Genomic DNA, 20,349 nt, shown 5'->3' on the forward strand with positions numbered 1-20,349 from the left:
GGCCTCAGGCAGCCGGCACGGCCCGGCGTGGGCGGCTGAGCAGGACGAAGGTCGCCCAGGCGCCCAGCACGCCGGCGGCGATGCCGATGCCGAGCTGCGGCATGAGCGGCATCGCGATGCCCACGAATCCGCCGATGACCCACGCGAGCTGCAGCGTGGTGTCGGAGCGGGCGAAGGCGCTGGCCTGGATGCGGCTGGGAATGTCGCGCTGGATGGTGGAGTCGAGCGACAGCTTGGCCAGTGCCTGCGCGAGCCCGGCCGTGAGGCCGAGCAGGATCAGGGGGACGAGACCGTAGAACAGCGCGGCCACGGTCGCGACCGCCACGTCGGCCAGCAGCGCGAGCACGACGGTGACCGCGGGGTTCAGCCTGCGCAGCAGTGACCCGATGGTGATGCCCAGGGTGTTGCCGAGGCCCGCCGCACCGATGACGAGGCCGAGCAGGACCTCGGGGCGCCAGTCGCCGATCGGGTTCTCGCGCAGGAGGAACGCCATGAACATGGTGAGGAAGCCCGACAGCCACCGCGGTCCGCAGTTGGCCCGCAGCGCGAACGCCACCGCTCCGGGGATCCGCGTCCTCGGGCGGCGGCTCGTGCGGGCCTCGTCGCGCGGACCGGTGAGCACCATCTCGCCCTCGCCCTGGCTCGCGTCGACCTTGTCGGGCAGCCGGATCGCCCAGATCGTGGCGAGCACGAAGACGAGGAACCCGTAGCGCAGGGACCACTCCGGACCGAACGTCGAGGCGAGCACCGCCAGCGGCGCCGAGACCCCGGCGCCCACCACGCCGGCGAGCGAGACCCGGGCGTTGGCCTTCACCAGCGTGAGGTCGGGCGGCAGCAGCCGGGGCACGGCGGCGGCGCGGGTCACCCCGTAGGCCTTGGACGCCACCAGGCAGCCGAGCGCGGCCGGGAACAGCCACCCCGACTCGGTGACGACGGCGGTCGCGAGCACCCAGCACAGGAAGCACCGGATCGCCATGGTGGCACCGACGGCCCAGCGGCGGCCGTGGCTGAAGCGGTCGAGGAACGGTCCGATCAAGGGCGCCACGATCGCGAACGGCAGCATCGTCAGGCCGAGGAACAGCGCGACCTGCCCGCGCGCCTCCCCGGTCGGCACCTGGAAGAACAGCGTGCCGGCGAGCGAGATCGCCACGGCGGCGTCGCCGGCGGCGTTGAAGGCGTGGAGCTCGATCAGGCGCGACAGCCCCGAGTCGCCGGCGCCCTCGGCCCGGGCGGCCCGCCGCGCCTGCGTGACCGCGAAGTGCCCGGCGGTCCCGGCCCCGCGACCCGCGACGCGAGCCCCCCGGCCGGCGGCCCGGGCCCCGCGCGCGACGCCGGTCAGCGACCGGCGTACGGCCCCCGGGCGCGGCGGGGCAGCGGGCTCCTCGCGGCGCTCCCGGGGCGGCTCCGACTGCTGGCCCGGGGGCGGGTCGGTGCGCTCGGAGGTCACGGGCACCATCTTGGCGCACGCCGCCGACGCGCAGGTCGCGGTCCGCTCACGCGTCCCCGACGGGACAGGACCGCCAGGCGTTTGCGATGATGCACGGGTGATCGCTCTCCCCACCCGCGCCGGCAGGCCGGACCCGGCCCTCGCCAAGGCCGTGGACCTGGCACGCGAGGTCGTCCTCGAGGTCGCCGACCCCTCCGAGGTGGGCGACCACCTCGGCGCGCGGGCCGAGGGGGAGCGCGTCGTCACCCACCACTTCGCGTGCACCGCCGCGGGCTACCCGGGCTGGTACTGGTCGGTCACGCTCACGCGGGCCAAGCGTGCCAAGGACGCCACGGTCAACGAGGTCGTGCTGCTGCCCGGCGACGAGGCGATCGTGGCGCCCGCCTGGGTGCCCTACAAGGAGCGGCTCCAGCCGGGCGACCTCTCGCCCGGCGACCTGCTGCCCGTGGAGGACGAGGACGTCCGCCTGGTGCCGACCTACCTCGTCGGCGACGACCCGCTCGACACGCCGCTCGACGGTGACGCCCGGGCGCAGGTCCGCCGGGTGGCCGAGGACCTCGGTCTCGGCCGGGTGCGGACGCTGAGCCGCGAGGGGCTCGACATGGCGGCGGAGCGGTGGCACGACGGCCCGGGCGGGCCGGAGGCGCCGCTGGCGAAGAGCGCCCCGGAGAGCTGCTGGTCGTGCGGGTTCCTGGTGCGGCTCAACGGGTCGCTGGCCGACCGGTTCGGCGTGTGCGCCAACGGCAACGCCAACGACGACGGCCGGGTCGTCACCTTCGACCACGGCTGCGGCGCGCACTCCGAGGTCAAGCTCGCCCGCAAGCAGCAGCCCGTGCCGCTGCCCGACCACGTCCACGACACGATGACCGAGGACGACCTCGAGCCGCTCTGATCAGTCGCGCCGTGCTCGCTCGAGCACCCAGACGGCGTACGCCTCGTCGGGCTCGTGCAGCTCGTAGCTGCCGAAGCGGTGCACGACCCGCAGACCCGCCGAGGTCGCGTCCTGGACGAACTCCTCGGCGGGGTAGGTGCGGCTGCCGGACATGACGGCCGTGAGGTGGAAGCCGACGAGCACCCGGCCGGACGGCGCGAGGAGCTCGCGCACGCGTCCGAGGACCTGCCGCTCCGTGCCCTCGCCGAGGTAGATCATCACGTTGCCCACCAGCACCACGAGGTCGAACGCGCCGACCTCGTGCGGGTCGAGCGCGAGGGCCTCGTGGGGGAGGACCTCGAGGTCGGGGTAGGTCGCCCGGGATTGCTCGCGGAGAGCGGCGTCCGGCTCGGTCGCGACCACGTCGTGCCCCCGGGCCTGCAGCGCCGCCGCGACGCGCCCCATGCCCGAGCCGACGTCGAGGACGCGGGCACCGCGGGGGACGAGCGCGTCGGCGAGCCGGGCCTCGCCGTCGACGTCGACGCCGCGGGCCACGACGTCGGCGAAGTGCCGGCCATAGCCGCGGTTGTCCTCGCCGGCCAGCTCCCAGCGGGTGGGCGGCAGGGTCACCGCGACGCCTGCTGGGCGGCCCGCTCCTTGCGCCGCCTGCGGCAGTACTCCAGGCCGCACAGCCCGAGCCCGAAGCCGGCCAGGCAGGTCCACAGCCACCACGTGCGGCCGCTCTCCTCGAGCGCGCCCCAGAAGGGCAGCAGTGCCAGGAAGCCCAGCAGCCACAGCGCCGTGCCGACCTCGACCGTCCGCACGCCGTCGACGTCGAGCGGGGCGACCGGCGCGACGATGTAGGTGCGGCGGCCGATCTCGTGCTGCGTCGGCTGCTCGTCACCCAGGTCCACGCCGTCACGCTACACGCGGGCATGGGCACGAAACACGCGCGTAGCACGCTTCTGCCACACTGCCGTTCCGTGACCGACCAGACGCAGACCGCAGCGCAGCCGCCCAAGGCCACCGGCCTCGACGGGTTCTTCCGGATCAGCGAGCGAGGCTCGAGCGTCGGCCGCGAGGTCCGCGGCGGCGTCGTGACCTTCCTGACGATGGCCTACATCGTCGTCCTCAACCCGCTGATCCTGGGGTTCGTGCCCGACTCGACCGGCGCCTACCTCGGCGGTGGGTCCGGCGACGGCTCCAACCTGCCGGTCATCGCGGCCGGCACCGCGCTGGTGGCGGGAGTGCTGACGATCCTCATGGGGGCCGTGGCCAACTTCCCGCTGGCGCTCGCCACCGGACTCGGCCTCAACGCGTTCGTCGCCAACGCCGTCGCGACCCGCTCCACGTGGGAGGACGCGATGGGCCTCGTGGTGCTCGAGGGCCTGATCATCCTGGTGCTGGTCCTCACCGGCTTCCGCCGGGCCGTCTTCCACGCGGTGCCGCAGCAGCTCAAGGTCGCCATCTCGGTGGGGATCGGCCTGTTCATCGCCCTCATCGGCTTCGTCGACGCGGGCTTCGTCACCCGCATCCCCGACGCCGCCCTCACGACGGTCCCGGTCCAGCTCGGCAGCGGCGGGACGCTCACCGGGTGGCCCGTGCTGGTCTTCGCGATCGGCGTGGTGCTCGTCGTCGCGCTGTGGGTACGCCGCGTGCGGGGGGCGATCCTGATCTCGATCGTCGCCACCGCCGTGCTGGCGTTCGTCCTGCAGGCGGCCCTCGACCTCGGCTCCGTCGCCGAGGAGGGACCGGGCAACTGGTCGTTGAACGTGCCGGAGCTCAACGGCGTCGTCGACGTGCCCGACTTCGGCACCCTCGGTGAGTTCTCGCTCTTCGGCGCCTTCTCGTCCGTCGGCCTGCTCGCCGCGCTGCTGCTCGCCTTCACGCTGCTGCTGGCCGACTTCTTCGACACCATGGGCACGATGACCGCGATCGGCGCGGAGGCCGGCCTCAACGACGACGAGGGCGTTCCGCCGAACTCGCAGCGCATCCTGGTGGTGGACTCGGTCGCCGCCCTCGCCGGCGGCGCCGCCGGCGTCTCCTCCAACACCTCCTACATCGAGTCGGCGTCGGGGGTGGGCGAGGGCGCCCGGACCGGCCTGGCGTCGGTCGTGACGGGACTGCTGTTCCTGCTGAGCACGTTCTTCGCCCCGATCGTGCAGGCCATCCCGTCCGAGGCCGCGGTCCCCGCCCTCGTCCTGGTCGGCTTCCTGATGATGCAGCAGGTGCGAGGCATCGACTGGGACGACCTCGAGATCGCCATTCCGGCCTTCCTCACCATCGTCCTCATGCCGTTCACCTACTCCATCAGCGTCGGCATCGGCGCGGGCTTCCTCGCCTACGTGCTGATCAAGGTGGTGCTCGGCAAGGCCCGCGCCGTGCACCCGCTGATGTGGATCGTCGCCGCGCTGTTCGTCGTCTACTTCGCGATCGACCCGCTCACCTCCTGGCTCACCTGACGAGGGCGGCCCCGGGGGCGGCGGTCGTCCGCCGCCGGGAATAGTTAGCACAGGTAATGAGTTATGCTAACGACATGCCGACCGCCGACCTCCGCTCCGACACAGGCCTGGCCTCCGAGCTCCGGGCCGGGGTGATGCGCCTGCGCCGTCGCCTGATCTCCGAGCGCCACCCCGACAACGACCTGAGCATCAGCCAGATGGTCGTCCTCGGGCTGCTGGTCCGGTTCGGCGACCAGACCGTCGGCGAGCTCGCCCGCGCGGAGCGGGTGCAGCCGCCGTCGATGACCCGCACCGTGAACTGTCTCGAGTCCGACGGCTACGTCGAGCGCCGGGCCCACGAGACAGACGGACGCCAGGTCGTCGTCACGCTCACCGACGCCGGCCGCGCCGCGGTCCTCGCCGACCGCCAGCGCCGCGACGCCTGGCTCGCCCGGCAGCTGGGCGGGCTCACCCCCGCCGAGCGCGCCACCCTCCGCGAGGCGGCGCCCATATTGGCCCGCCTCGCCTCGACCGACTGATCCGCCTCCCCGACCGAGGAGTTCCCACGAGTCCCACCTTCCGCTCCCTCGCGAACCCCAACTACCGCCGGTACGCCGCCGGCGGTGTCGTGTCGAACACCGGCACCTGGATGCAGCGCGTCGCCCAGGACTGGCTGGTCCTGGAGCTCGCCGCCGGCTCCGGCGCCACCGCGCTCGGCATCACGACCGGCCTCCAGTTCCTGCCGTTCCTGCTGCTGACCCCGATCGCCGGCCTCGTGGCCGACCGCATGCCCAAGCAGCGACTGCTCCAGCTCACCAACGTCGGCATGGCCGTGCCCGCTGCCGTCCTCGGCGTGCTCGCCGTCACCGGCGTCGCCGAGGTGTGGCACGTCTACGTCCTGGCCTTCCTGCTCGGCGCCGCCTCCGCGTTCGACGCCCCGGCGCGGCAGTCCTTCGTCTCCGAGCTCGTCGACCCGAACGACCTGACCAACGCCGTCGGGCTCAACTCCGCCAGCTTCAACGCCGCGCGCCTCGTCGGCCCCGGCCTGGCCGGCGTGCTCATCGCCGCGTTCGGCGGGGGAGCGGTCGCGACCGGCTGGGTCATCCTGCTCAACGCGGTGTCGTACGCCGCCCCGATCTGGTCGCTGCGCCACCTCGACCTCAGCCGCATCGACGCCGCCGCGCCGGCGGACCGCGGTCCGGGCGCCATCCGCGAGGGTGTCGCCTACGTCCGCGCCCGTCCGGACCTCCTGCTCGTGCTGAGCATGGTGTTCTTCGCGGGCACCTTCGGCCTCAACTTCCAGATCACGTCCGCGCTGATGGCCACCGAGGTCTTCGGCAAGGGCCCCGAGGAGTTCGGCCTGCTCGGCACCGTGCTGGCCATCGGCTCGCTCACCGGCTCGCTGCTGGCCGCGCGCCGCGGCCACGTCAGGCACCGGCTGGTCGTCGGGTCGGCGCTGGCCTTCGGCGCCACCGTCGTGCTGGCCGGGCTCATGCCGACCTACCTCGCGTTCGCCCTGCTCGCCCCGGTCACCGGCCTGACCGCGCTGACGTTCATCACCGCGGCCAACACCTACATGCAGCTGCACACCGACGCCGGTGTCCGCGGCCGGGTGATGGCGCTCTACCTGATGATCTTCATGGGCGGCACGCCGCTGGGCGCCCCGATCATCGGGTGGATCGGCCAGGAGTACGGAGCGCGGTGGACGCTGCTGGGCGGCGGGCTCATCACGATCGCCGGCGTGGCGCTGTCCGCGGTGGCCTACCTGCGCCTCGAACGGACCCGTCAGGACCGGGTCGCTAGCATGGAGTCGTCACGCGCCGAGGCAGCACCTGCGGCGTTTTGACCCTGATGTAGGGCCCGAGTAGCCTCTTTCCTTGTGTCTGGCACGTCCAGACCCTTGCGCATGCTCGCACGGCGCCCGTTGCAGGGGCGCCCGCCCGAGGGGCGCGTCCGCGAGGTCCCACCGCAGTCGCACCGAGCACGAGCAGGTACAAGCAGGCACACGCAGGAACGCACGACCCCGAGCCCGGCAACGCGCCGAGCCGTGACGAGAGAACAGAGAGAGGGAACCACCCGGTGCCCACCATCAACCAGCTGGTCCGCAAGGGCCGCCAGGACAAGGTGTCGAAGAACAAGACGCCTGCCCTGAAGGGATCCCCGCAGCGCCGTGGCGTCTGCACCCGCGTCTACACGACCACCCCGAAGAAGCCGAACTCCGCCCTCCGCAAGGTCGCCCGCGTGCGCCTGAGCAGCGGCGTCGAGGTCACCGCCTACATCCCGGGTGTCGGTCACAACCTCCAGGAGCACTCCATCGTGCTCGTGCGCGGCGGCCGTGTGAAGGACCTTCCCGGCGTCCGCTACAAGATCATCCGCGGCTCGCTCGACACCCAGGGTGTCAAGAACCGCAAGCAGGCCCGCAGCCGCTACGGCGCGAAGAAGGAGAAGTAATGCCTCGCAAGGGTCCCGCTCCCAAGCGCCCCCTGGTCGTCGACCCGGTCTACGGCTCGCAGCTGGTCACCCAGCTCGTCAGCAAGGTCCTCCAGGACGGCAAGAAGGCCGTGGCGCAGCGCATCGTCTACACCGCCCTCGAGGGCTGCCGCGAGAAGACCGGCACCGACCCGGTCGTCACGCTCAAGCGCGCGATGGACAACGTCAAGCCGGCCATCGAGGTCAAGTCCCGCCGCGTCGGCGGCGCGACCTACCAGGTCCCGGTCGAGGTCAAGGCCAACCGCTCCACCACGCTGGCCCTGCGCTGGCTCGTGGGCTACGCCCAGGACCGCCGCGAGAAGACCATGGCCGAGCGCCTCATGAACGAGATCCTCGACGCGAGCAACGGCCTCGGCGCCGCGGTGAAGAAGCGCGAGGACACGCACAAGATGGCCGAGTCCAACAAGGCCTTCGCCCACTACCGCTGGTGACGGCGAGGGGCCGCACGAGCGCAGCGCGCGGCGTGCGGCCCCTCACCCCACAACCCCATCAACTTCCGAGGGACTGAGACACAACAGTGGCTGTCGACATCACCACCGACCTCAACAAGGTCCGCAACATCGGCATCATGGCGCACATCGACGCCGGCAAGACCACCACCACCGAGCGCATCCTGTTCTACACCGGCATCACCTACAAGATCGGTGAGGTCCACGAGGGTGGCGCCACGATGGACTGGATGGAGCAGGAGCAGGAGCGCGGCATCACCATCACGTCCGCCGCGACGACCTGCTGGTGGAAGGACCACCAGATCAACATCATCGACACGCCCGGCCACGTGGACTTCACCGCCGAGGTCGAGCGCTCGCTGCGCGTCCTCGACGGCGCCGTGGCGGTGTTCGACGGCGTCGCCGGTGTCGAGCCGCAGACCATGACGGTGTGGCGCCAGGCCAACAAGTACTCCGTCCCCCGCATGTGCTTCGTCAACAAGCTCGACCGCACCGGAGCCGACTTCTTCCGCTGCGTCGACATGATGGTCGAGCGCCTCAACTCCACCCCGCTCGTGCTCCAGCTGCCCATCGGCGCGGAGTCCGACTTCCTCGGTGTCGTCGACCTGGTCGGCATGCGTGCCCTCACCTGGCGCGGCGAGACCAAGATGGGTGAGGACTACGACGTCGAGGAGATCCCGGCCGAGCTCGCCGACAAGGCCGCGGAGTACCGCGAGCGCCTCGTCGAGACCCTCGCCGAGGCCGACGACGACATCATGGAGGTCTACCTCGAGGACGGCGACGTCTTCGACGTCGAGACCCTCGAGGCCGCCATCCGCCGCGCCACCCTGGCCGACAAGCTCAACCCGGTCCTGTGCGGCACCGCGTTCAAGAACAAGGGCGTCCAGCCCCTGCTCGACGCGGTCGTGAAGTACCTGCCCTCGCCGCTCGACATCGACGCGATCATCGGCCACTCGCCGCGCGACGAGGAGCAGGCGATCTCTCGCAAGCCCTCCGACGACGAGCCGTTCTCCGGCCTCGCCTACAAGATCGCCAGCGACCCGCACCTCGGCAAGCTGATCTACGTCCGCGTCTACTCGGGCAAGCTCGAGGCCGGCTCCACCGTCGTCAACTCGGTGAACGGCAAGAAGGAGCGGATCGGCAAGGTCTACCAGATGCACGCGAACAAGCGTGAGGAGATCGCGTCCGTCGGCGCCGGCCAGATCGTGGCCGTGATGGGCCTGAAGGACACCAAGACCGGTCACACCCTCTGCGACCCCAACAACCAGGTCGTGCTCGAGTCGATGACGTTCCCGGCCCCGGTGATCGAGGTCGCGATCGAGCCCAAGACCAAGGGCGACCAGGAGAAGCTCGGCACCGCCATCCAGCGGCTCTCCGACGAGGACCCGACCTTCACGGTCAAGACCGACGAGGAGACCGGCCAGACGATCATCGCCGGCATGGGCGAGCTCCACCTCGAGATCCTGGTGGACCGCATGAAGCGCGAGTTCCGCGTCGAGGCGACCGTCGGCAAGCCGCAGGTGGCCTACCGCGAGACCATCCGCAACAAGGTCGAGAACCACAGCTACACCCACAAGAAGCAGACGGGTGGCTCCGGCCAGTTCGCGAAGGTCGTCATCTCGCTCGAGCCGAACATCGACCCCGAGACCGGCACCGGCGCGGGCTACGAGTTCGTCAACAACGTCAGCGGTGGTCGCGTCCCGAAGGAGTACATCCCCTCGGTCGACCAGGGCGGCCAGGAGGCCATGGAGTTCGGCGTGCTCGCCGGATACCCGATGGTCGACGTGAAGTTCTCCCTCGAGGACGGTGCCTACCACGACGTCGACTCGTCCGAGCTCGCGTTCAAGATCGCCGGCAACCAGGCCTTCAAGGAGGCCGCCCGCAAGGCCCGACCGGTCCTGCTCGAGCCGATGTTCGCGGTGGAGGTCACGACCCCCGAGGGCTTCCTCGGCACGGTCATCGGTGACATCAACTCGCGCCGCGGCCAGATCCAGGCGCAGGAGGAGCGTCACGGCGACATGGTCGTCAGCGCCCTCGTGCCGCTGTCCGAGATGTTCGGGTACGTTGGCGACCTGAGGTCCAAGACCTCCGGTCAGGCGTCGTACTCGATGGAGTTCGACTCGTACGCCGAGGTTCCCACGAACATCGCCGACGAGATCGTGAAGAAGGTCCGCGGCGAGTGATCGCTGCCGGATCCTCGGCACCCCAGCAAGACCCACCCACGAGTCAAGTAACAACAATCAGGAGGAGCCCCAGTGGCTAAGGCGAAGTTCGAGCGGACCAAGCCGCACGTCAACATCGGCACCATCGGTCACATCGACCACGGCAAGACGACGCTGACCGCGGCGATCACCAAGGTGCTGCACGACAAGCACCCGGACCTCAACGAGGCTTCGGCGTTCGACCAGATCGACAAGGCTCCCGAGGAGCGCCAGCGCGGCATCACGATCTCGATCGCGCACGTCGAGTACCAGACCGAGTCGCGCCACTACGCGCACGTCGACTGCCCCGGTCACGCCGACTACATCAAGAACATGATCACCGGCGCGGCGCAGATGGACGGCGCGATCCTGGTGGTCGCGGCCACCGACGGTCCGATGCCGCAGACCCGTGAGCACGTGCTGCTCGCCCGCCAGGTCGGCGTGCCGGCCCTGGTCGTCGCGCTCAACAAGTGCGACATGGTCGACGACGAGGAGCTCATCGAGCTCGTCGAGATGGAGGTGCGCGAGCTCCTCTCCGAGTACGAGTTCCCGGGCGACGACATCCCCGTCGTGCGCGTGGCGGCCTTCCCGGCCCTCAACGGCGACGCCAAGTGGGGCGAGTCGGTGGCCGAGCTCATGCAGGCCGTCGACGACTACATCCCGACCCCCGAGCGTGACACCGACAAGCCGTTCCTCATGCCCGTCGAGGACGTCTTCACGATCACCGGTCGTGGCACCGTCATCACCGGTCGCATCGAGCGCGGCATCGTCAAGGTCAACGAGGAGGTCGAGATCATCGGCATCCGCGAGGGCTCGCAGAAGTCCACCGTCACCGGTGTCGAGATGTTCCGCAAGCTCCTCGACGAGGGCCAGGCCGGTGAGAACGTCGGTCTGCTGCTCCGCGGCACCAAGCGCGAGGACGTCGAGCGCGGCATGGTCGTGATCAAGCCGGGCACGACCACCCCGCACACCAACTTCGACGCCTCGGTCTACATCCTGTCGAAGGACGAGGGCGGCCGTCACACGCCGTTCTTCAACAACTACCGTCCGCAGTTCTACTTCCGCACCACGGACGTGACGGGCGTCGTGACCCTGCCCGAGGGCACCGAGATGGTCATGCCGGGTGACAACACCGAGATGTCGGTCGAGCTCATCCAGCCCATCGCGATGGACGAGGGCCTGCGCTTCGCCATCCGCGAGGGCGGCCGCACCGTCGGCGCCGGTCGCGTCACCAAGATCACCAAGTGATCCCCGCCGGTCGCTGACCGGCACCAGCAGCACCACGAAGGCCCCGGACCCCTGGTCCGGGGCCTTCGTCGTGCGCGCCAGTCGCACGGACGGCCCGGGGGCGGTGACCGCGATCGCGCCGGCGCGGGGCACGATGGTGCCCATGGGGTTCACCAGGGACCAGCTCGAGTCGTTCCGTGACGTCGAGGTGCCCGACCTGCTCCCGACCGGCGACCAGCCGCTGCTCCTGCTGTTCGTCGGCATCAACCCGGGGCTGTGGACCGCCGCGACCCAGACGCACTTCGCCCACCCGGGCAACCGGTTCTGGCCCGCGCTGCTGCGGGCCGGGGTCGTGACGCACCCGGTCGACCAGGCGGCGGGCATGACCGAGGACGACCGCGACGCGCTGCGGCGACGCGGCATCGGCATCACGAACCTCGCTGCGCGTGCCACCGCCCGGGCCGACGAGCTCACGCCCGAGGAGCTGCGGCGAGGCGGCGAGCGGCTGCGCGCACTCGTGGCCGAACGACGGCCCCGCGTCGTCGCGGTCGCCGGCGTCACCGCCTACCGCACGGCGTTCGACCGCCGCGCCGCGGCCGGCGAGCAGCCCGCCCGGTGGGGAGCGTCGCGGGTGTTCGTGGTGCCGAACCCGTCGGGTCTCAACGCGCACGAGACCGTCGACACGCTCGCCACGGCGTACGGCGAGGCGGCTCGGGCCGCCGGGGTCGTCGACGGCCCGCCGCCGGGCTGACCGGGGTGGTCGCGCCCCCGCAGGTGCACCAGGACGTCGCCGGGCATCCGTCGCGGGCCGCTCATCCCAGCAGCGCCTCCACCGCGCCGCGGAACGCGCTGGTGTGCGCGTCGACGTCGGACCGGGAGTGGTACGGCGAGAAGAGCGACATGTTGTGGAACGGCGCGAGCAGGACGCCGCGGTTCACCGTCCAGAGGTGGAAGAACGCGTCGAGCTCCTCGTCGACGGCGGCCGCCGCCTCCGCCCCGGTGCGCGGGGGCGGGCAGAACCAGTACTCCGCGCGGCAGCCGAGGCGCTGCACGTGCCACGGCAGGTCGTGGTCGTCGATGACCCCCTGGATGCCGTCGGTGAAGCTCGTCGCCAGCGGGATCGAGACGTCGAAGTCCTCCTGCCGCAGCGCCGTCGACAGCGTCGCCCGGACCGCGGCCATCGCCAGGGCCGAGCCCGACAGGGTCCCGCCCACGCCGGCGACGTCGATCTCGTGGCCCAGCATCGGGCCCTCGAGGCGTGCGGCGACCTCCTCGGCCATGCCGTACGCCGCGACCGGGATGCCGCCGCCGATCGGCTTGCCGATGACGACGAAGTCCGGCTCGAGCCCCCATGCGGCCGTGGCGCCGCCGGGACCGGCGCAGATGGTGTGGGTCTCGTCGTTGACGAGCAGCACGCCGTGGCGGCGGGTGACCTCGCGGACGCCGGCGAGGTAGCCCTCGTCGGGCAGCACGATGCCGATGTTGGTCAGCGCCGGCTCCATCAGCAGGCAGGCGACGTCGCCATCCGCCAGCCGCCTGTCGAGGGCGTCGAGGTCGTTGAACGGGACGACCGCGGTCGTCCGGGCGACGTCGACCTGAGGGCCGAGCGCACCCGGTCGGGCCACCACGCGGTCACCGGCCCGCCCGTGCTCGAGCACCGCCAGCGTCTCGTCGACGGTGCCGTGGTAGCACCAGTCCATGACCGCGATGCGCTGCCGTCCGGTGAGGTGGCGCGCGAAGCGCAGCACGAACCGGTTGGCGTCGGTGGCCGTCATCGCCATCTGCCAGCGCGGCAGCCCGAAGCGCCGGCTCAGCTCCGCGGCGACCCACGTGGCGTCGGTGGAGGGCAGCATCGTGGTGATGCCGCGCTCGGCGCGCTCCCGGACGGCGTCGGCCACCGCGGGGAGGCAGTGCCCGGTCATCGACCCCGTGTCGCCCAGGCACAGGTCGACGTAGTCGAGGCCGTCGGCGTCGGTGAACCGGCCACCGTCCGCAGACTCGACGAAGAGCGGGAACGAGCCCGGCCAGCGCGTCATCCACGGCATCGGCACGCCGGCCAGCAGGTGCTCGCCCGCCTCCTTCGCGAGGCGGGCGGAGGTCGGGTGCAGGTCGACGAAGCGCTGCTCCTCCTCGGCGTGGAGGGCCGCCAGGCGCCGGCGGTCGACGGTCGTCACAGCGCGCTGCCGACGTACTTGGTCTCGAGGTACTCCTCGATGCCCTCGAACCCGCCCTCGCGCCCGAAGCCCGAGTGCTTGACCCCGCCGAAGGGAGCCGCCGGGTTCGACACGATGCCGGTGTTGACGCCGACCATGCCGAACTCCAGCGCCTCGCTGACCCGCAGGACGCGGGCATGGTCGCGGGTGAAGACGTAGGCGACGAGGCCGTACTCGGTGTCGTTGGCCCGCTCGAGGGCCTCCTCCTCGGTGCCGAACGTCGTGACGGGGGCGACGGGGCCGAAGATCTCCTCGCGGAACACGCGGGCGGAGGCGGGTACGTCGACCAGCACGGTCGGCGGGTAGAAGTGGCCCGGGCCGTCGGGGACCGCGCCGCCGACGAGCGCGCGGGCGCCGCTCGACACCGCCTCCTCGACCAGCTCGTGCACCCCGCGGCGCGCCTTGTCGGTGATGAGCGGGCCCACGTCGACGCCCTCCTCGGTGCCGTCGCCCACGGTGAGGCCGCCCATCCGCTCGGCCAGCCTGGTCGAGAACTCCTGCGCGACCGACTGGTGGACCAGGAAGCGGTTGGCCGACGTGCAGGCCTCGCCGATGTTGCGCATCTTGGCGAGCATCGCGCCGTCGACCGCGGCGTCGAGGTCGGCGTCCTCGAAGACGAGGAAGGGGGCGTTGCCGCCGAGCTCCATGGAGACGCGCAGCAGCTGGTCCGATGCCTGCCCCACGAGGACCTTGCCGACGCCCGTCGAGCCGGTGAAGGTGAGCTTGCGCAGCCGCGGGTCCTTGATGATCGGCTCGCAGACGCCGCCGGAGTCGGTGGTGGTGACGACGTTGAGCACGCCGGGAGGCAGCCCGACCTCCTCGAGCAGCTTCGCGAGGGCGAGCATCGTCAGCGGGGTCTCCGACGCGGGCTTGACGACCATCGTGCAGCCGGCGGCGATGGCCGGACCGATCTTGCGGGTGCCCATCGCCAGCGGGAAGTTCCAGGGGGTGATCATCAACGTGGGGCCCACCGGGGCCTTCATGGTGATCAGCCGGCTGTTGCCGGACGGCGCGGGGGAGTAGCGCCCGTGGATGCGCACCGCCTCCTCGGAGAACCAGCGGAAGAACTCCGACCCGTAGGTCACCTCGCCCTTCGCCTCGGCCAGCGTCTTGCCCATCTCGAGGGTCATCAGACGGGCGAACTCGTCGGCCCGCTCGGTGAGCAGCTCGAACGCGCTGCGCAGGATCTCCCCGCGCGTCCGCGGCTCGGTCGCGCGCCACTCGCGCTGGGCGGCGGAGGCCGCCGCGAGCGCCCGCTCCCCGTCCTCGGGTGTCGCGTCGGCGACGCTGGTCAGCACGCCGCCGTCGGCGGGGTTGTGCACCTCGAATTTGCCGCCACCGGTGGCCTCGACCCACTCGCCGCCGATGAGCAGCCGCGTCGGCACCGTCTCGATCACGCTGTTGTCCACGTCAGCCATGCCTCCACCTTGCCACCGCCGGCCCGTCACCCGACGACCCCCTCGAACGCCGCCTCGAAGACGTCGAGGCCCTCGACGAGCAGGTCGTCGCTGATCGCGAGCGGCGGCAGGAACCGGAAGACGTTGCCGAACGTGCCGCAGGTCAGCGTCACCAGCCCCTGCGAGGAGCAGGCACGGTGCACCGCGGCGGCGAGCGCCGCGTCCGGCGTACGTCCGGGGCCGTCGGCGACCAGCTCGACCGCCAGCATCGCGCCGCGTCCGCGGACGTCGCCGACGCGGTCGGGGTGCCGCTTCGCGAGCGCGTGCAGCCGCGGCAGGAAGATCGCCTCGATCTCGCGTGCCCGAGCAGGCAGGTCCTCGGCCTCCATCGTCTCGATCGCCGCCAGGGCGCCGGCGCAGGCGACCGGGTTCCCGCCGTACGTGCCGCCCAGCCCACCGACGTGGACGGAGTCCATGACGTCGGCGCGACCGGTCACGGCGGCGAGCGGGAGGCCGCCGGCCATGCCCTTGGCGGTCGTCAGCAGGTCGGGCACGACCCCCTCGTGGTCGCAGGCGAACCAGTCGCCGGTGCGGGCGAATCCCGTCTGGATCTCGTCGGCGATGAGCAGGATGCCGTGCTCACGGCACCACTCGGCCACCCGGGCCAGCCACCCCGGCGGCGGGACGATGAAGCCGCCCTCGCCCTGGATCGGCTCGACCAGCACGGCCGCGCAGCTGTCCTCGCCCACCTGTGCGTGCACGGTCGCGACGAAGGCGTCGAACGCCTCCTCGGCGCACGCCTCGCGACCGCCGGGCCAGCGGTACGGGTACGCCATCGGAGCCCGGTAGATCTCGCCGGCGAAGGGCCCGAAGCGGTGCTTGTAGGGCATGTTCTTCGCGGTCAGCGCCATCGTGAGGTTCGTGCGTCCGTGGTACGCGTGGTCGAACACGACGATCGCGTCGCGGCCGGTGTGGTGCCGGGCCACCTTGACCGCGTTCTCCACGGCCTCGGCGCCGGAGTTGAACAGGGCGGAGCGCTTCTCGTGCTCGCCCGGGGTGACGTCGGCGAGCTTCTCGCACACCGCGACGTACTCCTCGTAGGGCGTGACCATGAAGCAGGTGTGGGTGAAGTCGGCGACCTGCCGCCGCACCGCCTCGACCACACGCGGGTGGGCGTTGCCGACCGTCGTGACCGCGATGCCGGACCCGAAGTCGATCAGCTGGTTGCCGTCGACGTCGCGGAGGATGCCGCCGCCGGCCTGCTCGACGTAGACCGGCAGCGTCGTGCCGACACCCGCCGACACGCTCCCGAGCTTGCGGGCCTGCAGGTCGAGCGAGCGCGGGCCCGGGATGTCGGTGGCGAGGATGCGTTCCTGGCTGAGCGTCATGCGCGGTCCTTTCCCGGGTCGTGGGGTGGTCTGTCCTCGATCCCCCACGGGGAGCCGTAGCCCTCCGGCCTGGGTGCGGCGAGCAGGTCGAGGAAGGGCTTCGGCGGCAGCGCCTCGGGCCCCAGCACGCCGGTGCCCGACCACGTGCCGCGTGCGAGCAGCTCGAGCGCGACGACCGGGTTGAGGGCGGTCTGCCAGACCACGCACTGGGTGCCGTAGTCGCGCATCGAGTCGGCGTTGTCGACCACGTGGTAGAGGTAGGTCGACCGGGGCCGGCCGTCCTTGCCGGTGCCGGTGACCCAGAGCCCGGCGCAGGTCTTGCCCTCCATCCGCGGCCCGATCGTCGCCGGGTCCGGCAGGCAGGCGGCGACGACGTCGCGGGGGGACACCTCCACCCCCTTCACGGAGACGGGCTCGGTGGAGTCCAGGCCGAGGGTGTGCAAGGTGCGCAGGATGGCGATCATCTCCTCGCCGAGGCCGTACTTGAACGTGACCCGGTCCGCCTCGATCCACCGTGGCATGAGCAGCACCTCCTCGTGCTCGACGTGCACGCACTCGACGGGGCCGATCCCCTCCGGGAAGTCGAACACCTCCGGCTCGGAGAAGGGGGGCAGCGTGAAGAAGCCCGCCTCGAGGTCGCCGTCGCCGCGCTGTCGCTCCCACACCACCGGCGGGTTGAGGCACTCCTCGATGATCGTCCACATCGAGAAGCCGGGCGCAAAGACCTCGTTGCCGTCGTCGTCGCGGATCACGAGGTTGGCGCCGTCACGGGTGCCGAGCTCGTCGATGTGGTCGAACAGCTCGTCGGCGGCGTAGCGGGCGAACACGTCGGAGAGCCCGGGCTCGACCCCGATGCCGAGCAGGGCGAGCCGGCCGGCAGCCTCCCACTCGCCGGCGAGGGCGAACTGCAGGTCGCCGAGCTTCACGCCCACCTTCTCGTAGGGCGCCTCGGAGTGCCGCTCCGACAGGCTCATCGCCATGTCGAGGTAGTCGGCGCCGGCGTCCAGTGCACCACTGAAGACGGGCATGACGAACCGCGGGTCGACAGCGTTCAGCACGTGGGTGGCCCGCACCTGCCGAGCGAGCGCGGTCACGGCGGCCGCGTCGGAGGCGTCGACCTGCGCGGCGGTGAAGCGCTCCTCGCCCGCTCGCCGCTCGCGTGCGGCGGTGACGGTGCGCTCGGCGCGCTGGAGGTCGTAGTCGGCCACCACCCAGGCCTCGAAGAAGTCGCGCTCCACCGCGATGCGGGCGGCGGCGTCACCGACGCCACCCGCCCCTACCATCAGCACGCGCACGGGCTGCACCACGCGCTCACTCACTCCTCGACCGACCTCGGGAACGCGACGACCGCGCCGATCCCACGACCTGCGCTCCGATGACGAGCAGGACCGCCAGCACGAACATCGAGAAGCCGATGACGTTGGCCTCCGCGGGGATGCCGCGGCGCGAGGCGACGTAGACGAACTTGGGGAACGTGTTCTCGTTGCCGGAGACGAAGTTGGTGATGATGAAGTCGTCGAAGGACAGCGAGAAGGCGAGCATCGCGGCACCCGCGATGCCGGGGAGGATCAGCGGGAAGGTGACCTTCCAGAAGGTCTGCACCGGGCTCGCGTAGAGGTCCTGGGCGGCCTCCTCGATCCGGGGGTCGAGCGACTGGATGCGCGCCTTCACCGTCACCACCACGAAGCTCAGGCAGAACATGATGTGGGAGAAGACGATCGTGCCGAAGCCGAGGTCGATGCCGATGTCGGAGAAGCCCTGCACGAAGATCGTGAGCAGGGCGGCACCCATCACGATCTCGGGGGTCGCCATCGGCACGAAGATCAGCACGTTGCTGGCCGCCTTGCCGCGGTAGCGGTATCGCACCATGGCGAGGGCCATCAGCGTCCCGAGCACGGTCGCCACCAGCGTCGAGATCGTGGCGACCTGGAGCGACGTCACCAGCGACTCGCAGGCTCCCGCCACGCCGCACGGGTCCTGCCAGTGCTCCCAGGTGAAGCCCTGCCACACGATGTTGCTGCGGCCGTGGTCGTTGAAGGAGAAGGCGAGGGTGTAGGCGACCGGCAGGAACAGGTAGAGGAGGGCGGCGATCGCCGCCAGCATGACCGAGTGCTCGGAGATCCAGCGCCGCGCCCGCCGGGCGGCCGACGGCCGGTGGGGACGGGGCGGGGCGGAGGGGGCTGGGGCGGTCGCGGTGCGCGTCGTGGTCGTCATGTCACACGAGCTCCTCGGTGCCGAAGCGCCGCACGTAGAGGAACACCATGACCAAGATGGCGGCCATCAGCGTGAAGGACAGCGCGGCGGCCACGGGGTAGCCCCCAGGGACGGCGAGGAACTGGTCGTTGATGACGTTGCCGACCATCTTCCCGCGCTGGGGACCGAGGAGCTCCATGTTGACGAAGTCACCGGCCGCCGGGATGAAGGTCAGCAGGGTCCCGGCGAGCACGCCCGGCATCGACATGGGGAGCGTGACCGTGCGGAAGGTGGTGAAGCCGTTGCCGTAGAGGTCGCCGCCGGCCTCGATGACGCGCGGATCGGCCCGCTCCAGCGAGGCGTAGATCGGCAGGACCATGAACGGGAGGAAGTTGTAGGTGAGCCCCGCGACGACGGCGACCGGCGTGTTGATGAGCTGTCCGCCCGGCACGAGGTGCATGGCGTCGAGGGTGCGCACCACCCAGCCCTCGTCGGCCAGGATCTGCGACCACGCGAAGGTGCGCAGGATGAACGAGGTGAAGAACGGCGCGATCACGCAGATCAGCATGAGGTTGCGCCAGCGTCCGGCCTTGAAGGCCATCGCGTAGGCCAGCGGGTAGGAGATCAGGAACGCGAGCAACGTCGCGAGGCCGGCGTAGAGGAAGGACCGCCCGAAGTGGGGGGCGTAGTCGGTCAGCGCCGTGACGTAGGAGTCGACGTTGACGTCGCGGTAGTAGTAGCCCGGGAAGCCGGGGTAGCGGCTCTGCAGGCTGACGGCGGCGAGCTGGACCAGCGGCAGGAGGAAGAACACCCCGAGCCACAGCACGCCGGGCAGGAGCAGCAGGTAGGCCGTCCGACTCCGCCGTGCGGGCTGGGCGTGGCCGGTGGCCTCGGCAGCCGCGGGACCCACAGCGGCCTGGGCCAGCCCGCTCACGCCGACCCCGCGGGGACTGCGAACGCGTGGCCGGGGTTCCACGTGAGCCACACCTCGTCGCCCGGACGCAGGTCGATGGGGTCGACGTCGAGGTTCTGCTCGTAGCAGCTCCACGTGGTGCCGCTGGGCATCTCGACCAGGTAGCTCGTGGCCACCCCGAGGAACGACACGTCCCGGACGGTCCCCCGCACGTCGTTGCCCGCGCCCTCCGGCCGGGTGCGGGACACCCGCACCTTCTCGGGGCGGACCCCGAAGAGCAGGTCGCCCTGCTGGACGGCAGAGCGGTCCCGGCGGATCCTGACCTTGGTGCCCAGCACGTCGGCGACGAGGTGCTCGCCGTCGGAGTCCTCCACCGTGCCGGGACCGGTGTTGGCCTGGCCCAGGAAGGTGGCGACGAACTGCGTGCGCGGCAGGTCGTAGAGCTCCTCGGGACGGCCCAGCTGCTCGATCCGCCCGCGGTTCATCACCGCCACGGTGTCGGCCATGGTCATGGCCTCCTCCTGGTCGTGGGTGACGTGGATGAAGGTGAGCCCGACCTCGGTCTGGATCCGCTTGAGCTCGACCTGCATCTCGCGCCGCAGCTTGAGGTCGAGGGCGCCGAGCGGCTCGTCGAGCAGCAGGACCTCCGGCTGGTTGACCAGAGCCCGCGCCAGGGCGACGCGCTGCTGCTGGCCGCCCGAGAGCTGGCTCGGCTTGCGACGCGCGAACTGCGCCATCTGCACCAGCTCGAGCGCGTCGTCGGCACGCGCGGCGGCGTCCTTCTGCTTGCGACGCCTGGGGCCGAAGGCCACGTTGTCGTGGATCGTCAGGTGCGGGAAGAGGGCATAGGACTGGAACACCGTGTTCACCGGTCGCTCGTAGGGTCGCGACCCGGTGAGCTCGGTGTCGCCGATGAGGACCCGTCCTGCGGTGGGCTGCTCGAGCCCGGCCACCATCCGCAGGGTGGTGGTCTTGCCACAGCCGGAGGGCCCGAGCAGGGCGAAGAACGAGCCCCTGGGCACGTCGAGGGTGAGGTCGTCGACGGCGACGAAGTCACCGAAGGTCTTCGTCACGTCCTCGAGACGCAGGTCCCCACGGGCCTGGCGGACACCTGCCACG

Annotated in this window: 19 protein-coding genes; 9 read left to right on the forward strand and 10 right to left on the reverse strand. The window is 71.3% G+C overall.

All coding sequences use genetic code 11. From position 1 onward, the window contains the following. Window positions 1–4: 4 nt before the first annotated feature. Entirely contained in the window at window positions 5–1,447 is a 1,443-nt protein-coding gene (locus J3P32_RS11590) for an MFS transporter (RefSeq protein WP_307861670.1), read from the reverse strand. 97 nt (window positions 1,448–1,544) lie between these two features. Between J3P32_RS11590 and J3P32_RS11595 the strand changes: the two genes are divergently transcribed. Continuing rightward, window positions 1,545–2,339: a DUF3027 domain-containing protein gene (locus J3P32_RS11595; RefSeq protein ID WP_210439903.1), complete on the forward strand. Its 795-nt coding sequence runs from the start codon at window positions 1,545–1,547 to the stop codon at window positions 2,337–2,339. On the opposite strand, the gene J3P32_RS11600 is transcribed toward J3P32_RS11595, so the two are convergent. After that, the gene (locus J3P32_RS11600) at window positions 2,340–2,948 is read right to left on the reverse strand and encodes a class I SAM-dependent methyltransferase (protein ID WP_210439904.1); all 609 of its coding nucleotides are present in this window, start codon (window positions 2,946–2,948) and stop codon (window positions 2,340–2,342) included. Further along, window positions 2,945–3,232: a DUF2530 domain-containing protein gene (locus J3P32_RS11605; RefSeq protein ID WP_307807954.1), complete on the reverse strand. Its 288-nt coding sequence runs from the start codon at window positions 3,230–3,232 to the stop codon at window positions 2,945–2,947. The genes J3P32_RS11600 and J3P32_RS11605 overlap by 4 nt, the downstream gene beginning before the upstream one ends. Window positions 3,233–3,253: 21 nt before the next feature. On the opposite strand from J3P32_RS11605, the gene J3P32_RS11610 reads away from it, so the two are divergent. The 8 genes from J3P32_RS11610 to J3P32_RS11645 all read left to right on the forward strand — a co-directional run bounded on the left by J3P32_RS11610 (window position 3,254) and on the right by J3P32_RS11645 (window position 11,877). Continuing rightward, entirely contained in the window at window positions 3,254–4,780 is a 1,527-nt protein-coding gene (locus J3P32_RS11610) for an NCS2 family permease (RefSeq protein ID WP_210439905.1), read from the forward strand. A gap of 74 nt (window positions 4,781–4,854) precedes the next feature. Beyond that, complete coding sequence (locus tag J3P32_RS11615; protein WP_246850088.1) at window positions 4,855–5,298, forward strand: MarR family winged helix-turn-helix transcriptional regulator; 444 nt, start codon at window positions 4,855–4,857, stop codon at window positions 5,296–5,298. A gap of 89 nt (window positions 5,299–5,387) precedes the next feature. Then, complete coding sequence (locus J3P32_RS11620) at window positions 5,388–6,605, forward strand: MFS transporter (RefSeq protein ID WP_307807955.1); 1,218 nt, start codon at window positions 5,388–5,390, stop codon at window positions 6,603–6,605. A 233-nt stretch (window positions 6,606–6,838) separates the two neighbouring features. Continuing rightward, window positions 6,839–7,210: a 30S ribosomal protein S12 gene (gene rpsL, locus J3P32_RS11625; RefSeq protein ID WP_056906817.1), complete on the forward strand. Its 372-nt coding sequence runs from the start codon at window positions 6,839–6,841 to the stop codon at window positions 7,208–7,210. Continuing rightward, complete coding sequence (gene rpsG / locus J3P32_RS11630; RefSeq protein WP_129453354.1) at window positions 7,210–7,680, forward strand: 30S ribosomal protein S7; 471 nt, start codon at window positions 7,210–7,212, stop codon at window positions 7,678–7,680. Before rpsL ends, rpsG begins: the two co-directional genes overlap by 1 nt. A gap of 86 nt (window positions 7,681–7,766) precedes the next feature. Next, on the forward strand, window positions 7,767–9,881 hold the full coding sequence (gene fusA / locus J3P32_RS11635) for an elongation factor G (RefSeq protein WP_210439907.1): 2,115 nt from the start codon (window positions 7,767–7,769) through the stop codon (window positions 9,879–9,881). A 72-nt stretch (window positions 9,882–9,953) separates the two neighbouring features. Next, entirely contained in the window at window positions 9,954–11,147 is a 1,194-nt protein-coding gene (tuf, locus tag J3P32_RS11640; RefSeq protein WP_210439908.1) for an elongation factor Tu, read from the forward strand. Between the two features lie 142 nt (window positions 11,148–11,289). Further along, window positions 11,290–11,877, forward strand: a complete 588-nt coding sequence (locus tag J3P32_RS11645) for a mismatch-specific DNA-glycosylase (protein WP_210439909.1) — start codon at window positions 11,290–11,292, stop codon at window positions 11,875–11,877. A 61-nt stretch (window positions 11,878–11,938) separates the two neighbouring features. Here the strand turns inward: J3P32_RS11645 and J3P32_RS11650 are convergent, their stop codons facing one another. From J3P32_RS11650 to J3P32_RS11680, 7 genes are read right to left on the reverse strand one after another with little or no spacing between them, the layout of a single operon-like run. Next, window positions 11,939–13,300 carry a transaminase gene (locus tag J3P32_RS11650; protein ID WP_210439910.1) on the reverse strand — a complete coding sequence of 454 codons (1,362 nt, stop codon included), beginning with the start codon at window positions 13,298–13,300 and terminating at the stop codon, window positions 11,939–11,941. Next, entirely contained in the window at window positions 13,297–14,757 is a 1,461-nt protein-coding gene (locus J3P32_RS11655; RefSeq protein ID WP_210439911.1) for an NAD-dependent succinate-semialdehyde dehydrogenase, read from the reverse strand. Before J3P32_RS11655 ends, J3P32_RS11650 begins: the two co-directional genes overlap by 4 nt. 26 nt (window positions 14,758–14,783) lie before the next feature. Then, complete coding sequence (gene gabT / locus J3P32_RS11660) at window positions 14,784–16,124, reverse strand: 4-aminobutyrate--2-oxoglutarate transaminase (protein ID WP_210439912.1); 1,341 nt, start codon at window positions 16,122–16,124, stop codon at window positions 14,784–14,786. Beyond that, complete coding sequence (locus tag J3P32_RS11665) at window positions 16,121–17,443, reverse strand: saccharopine dehydrogenase family protein (protein ID WP_307861671.1); 1,323 nt, start codon at window positions 17,441–17,443, stop codon at window positions 16,121–16,123. Before J3P32_RS11665 ends, gabT begins: the two co-directional genes overlap by 4 nt. Then, window positions 17,436–18,338, reverse strand: a complete 903-nt coding sequence (locus J3P32_RS11670; protein ID WP_210439913.1) for an ABC transporter permease — start codon at window positions 18,336–18,338, stop codon at window positions 17,436–17,438. Before J3P32_RS11670 ends, J3P32_RS11665 begins: the two co-directional genes overlap by 8 nt. Window position 18,339: 1 nt before the next feature. Then, window positions 18,340–19,251 carry an ABC transporter permease gene (locus J3P32_RS11675; protein WP_307861672.1) on the reverse strand — a complete coding sequence of 304 codons (912 nt, stop codon included), beginning with the start codon at window positions 19,249–19,251 and terminating at the stop codon, window positions 18,340–18,342. Then, entirely contained in the window at window positions 19,248–20,348 is a 1,101-nt protein-coding gene (locus J3P32_RS11680) for an ABC transporter ATP-binding protein (protein ID WP_210439914.1), read from the reverse strand. Before J3P32_RS11680 ends, J3P32_RS11675 begins: the two co-directional genes overlap by 4 nt. Between the last annotated feature and the right edge of the window lies 1 nt (window position 20,349).

This window comes from Nocardioides xinjiangensis, from assembly GCF_017916385.1.
Classification (GTDB): Bacteria; Actinomycetota; Actinomycetes; order Propionibacteriales; family Nocardioidaceae; genus Nocardioides; species Nocardioides xinjiangensis.

Coding starts and splice junctions, on each gene's coding strand:
- J3P32_RS11615 (WP_246850088.1), top strand. CDS start 4,855: ATGCCGACCGCCGACCTCCGCTCCGACACAGGCCTGGCCTCCGAGCTC.
- J3P32_RS11645 (WP_210439909.1), top strand. CDS start 11,290: ATGGGGTTCACCAGGGACCAGCTCGAGTCGTTCCGTGACGTCGAGGTG.
- rpsG (WP_129453354.1), top strand. CDS start 7,210: ATGCCTCGCAAGGGTCCCGCTCCCAAGCGCCCCCTGGTCGTCGACCCG.
- J3P32_RS11655 (WP_210439911.1), bottom strand. CDS start 14,757: ATGGCTGACGTGGACAACAGCGTGATCGAGACGGTGCCGACGCGGCTG.
- gabT (WP_210439912.1), bottom strand. CDS start 16,124: ATGACGCTCAGCCAGGAACGCATCCTCGCCACCGACATCCCGGGCCCG.
- J3P32_RS11610 (WP_210439905.1), top strand. CDS start 3,254: ATGGGCACGAAACACGCGCGTAGCACGCTTCTGCCACACTGCCGTTCC.
- J3P32_RS11670 (WP_210439913.1), bottom strand. CDS start 18,338: ATGACGACCACGACGCGCACCGCGACCGCCCCAGCCCCCTCCGCCCCG.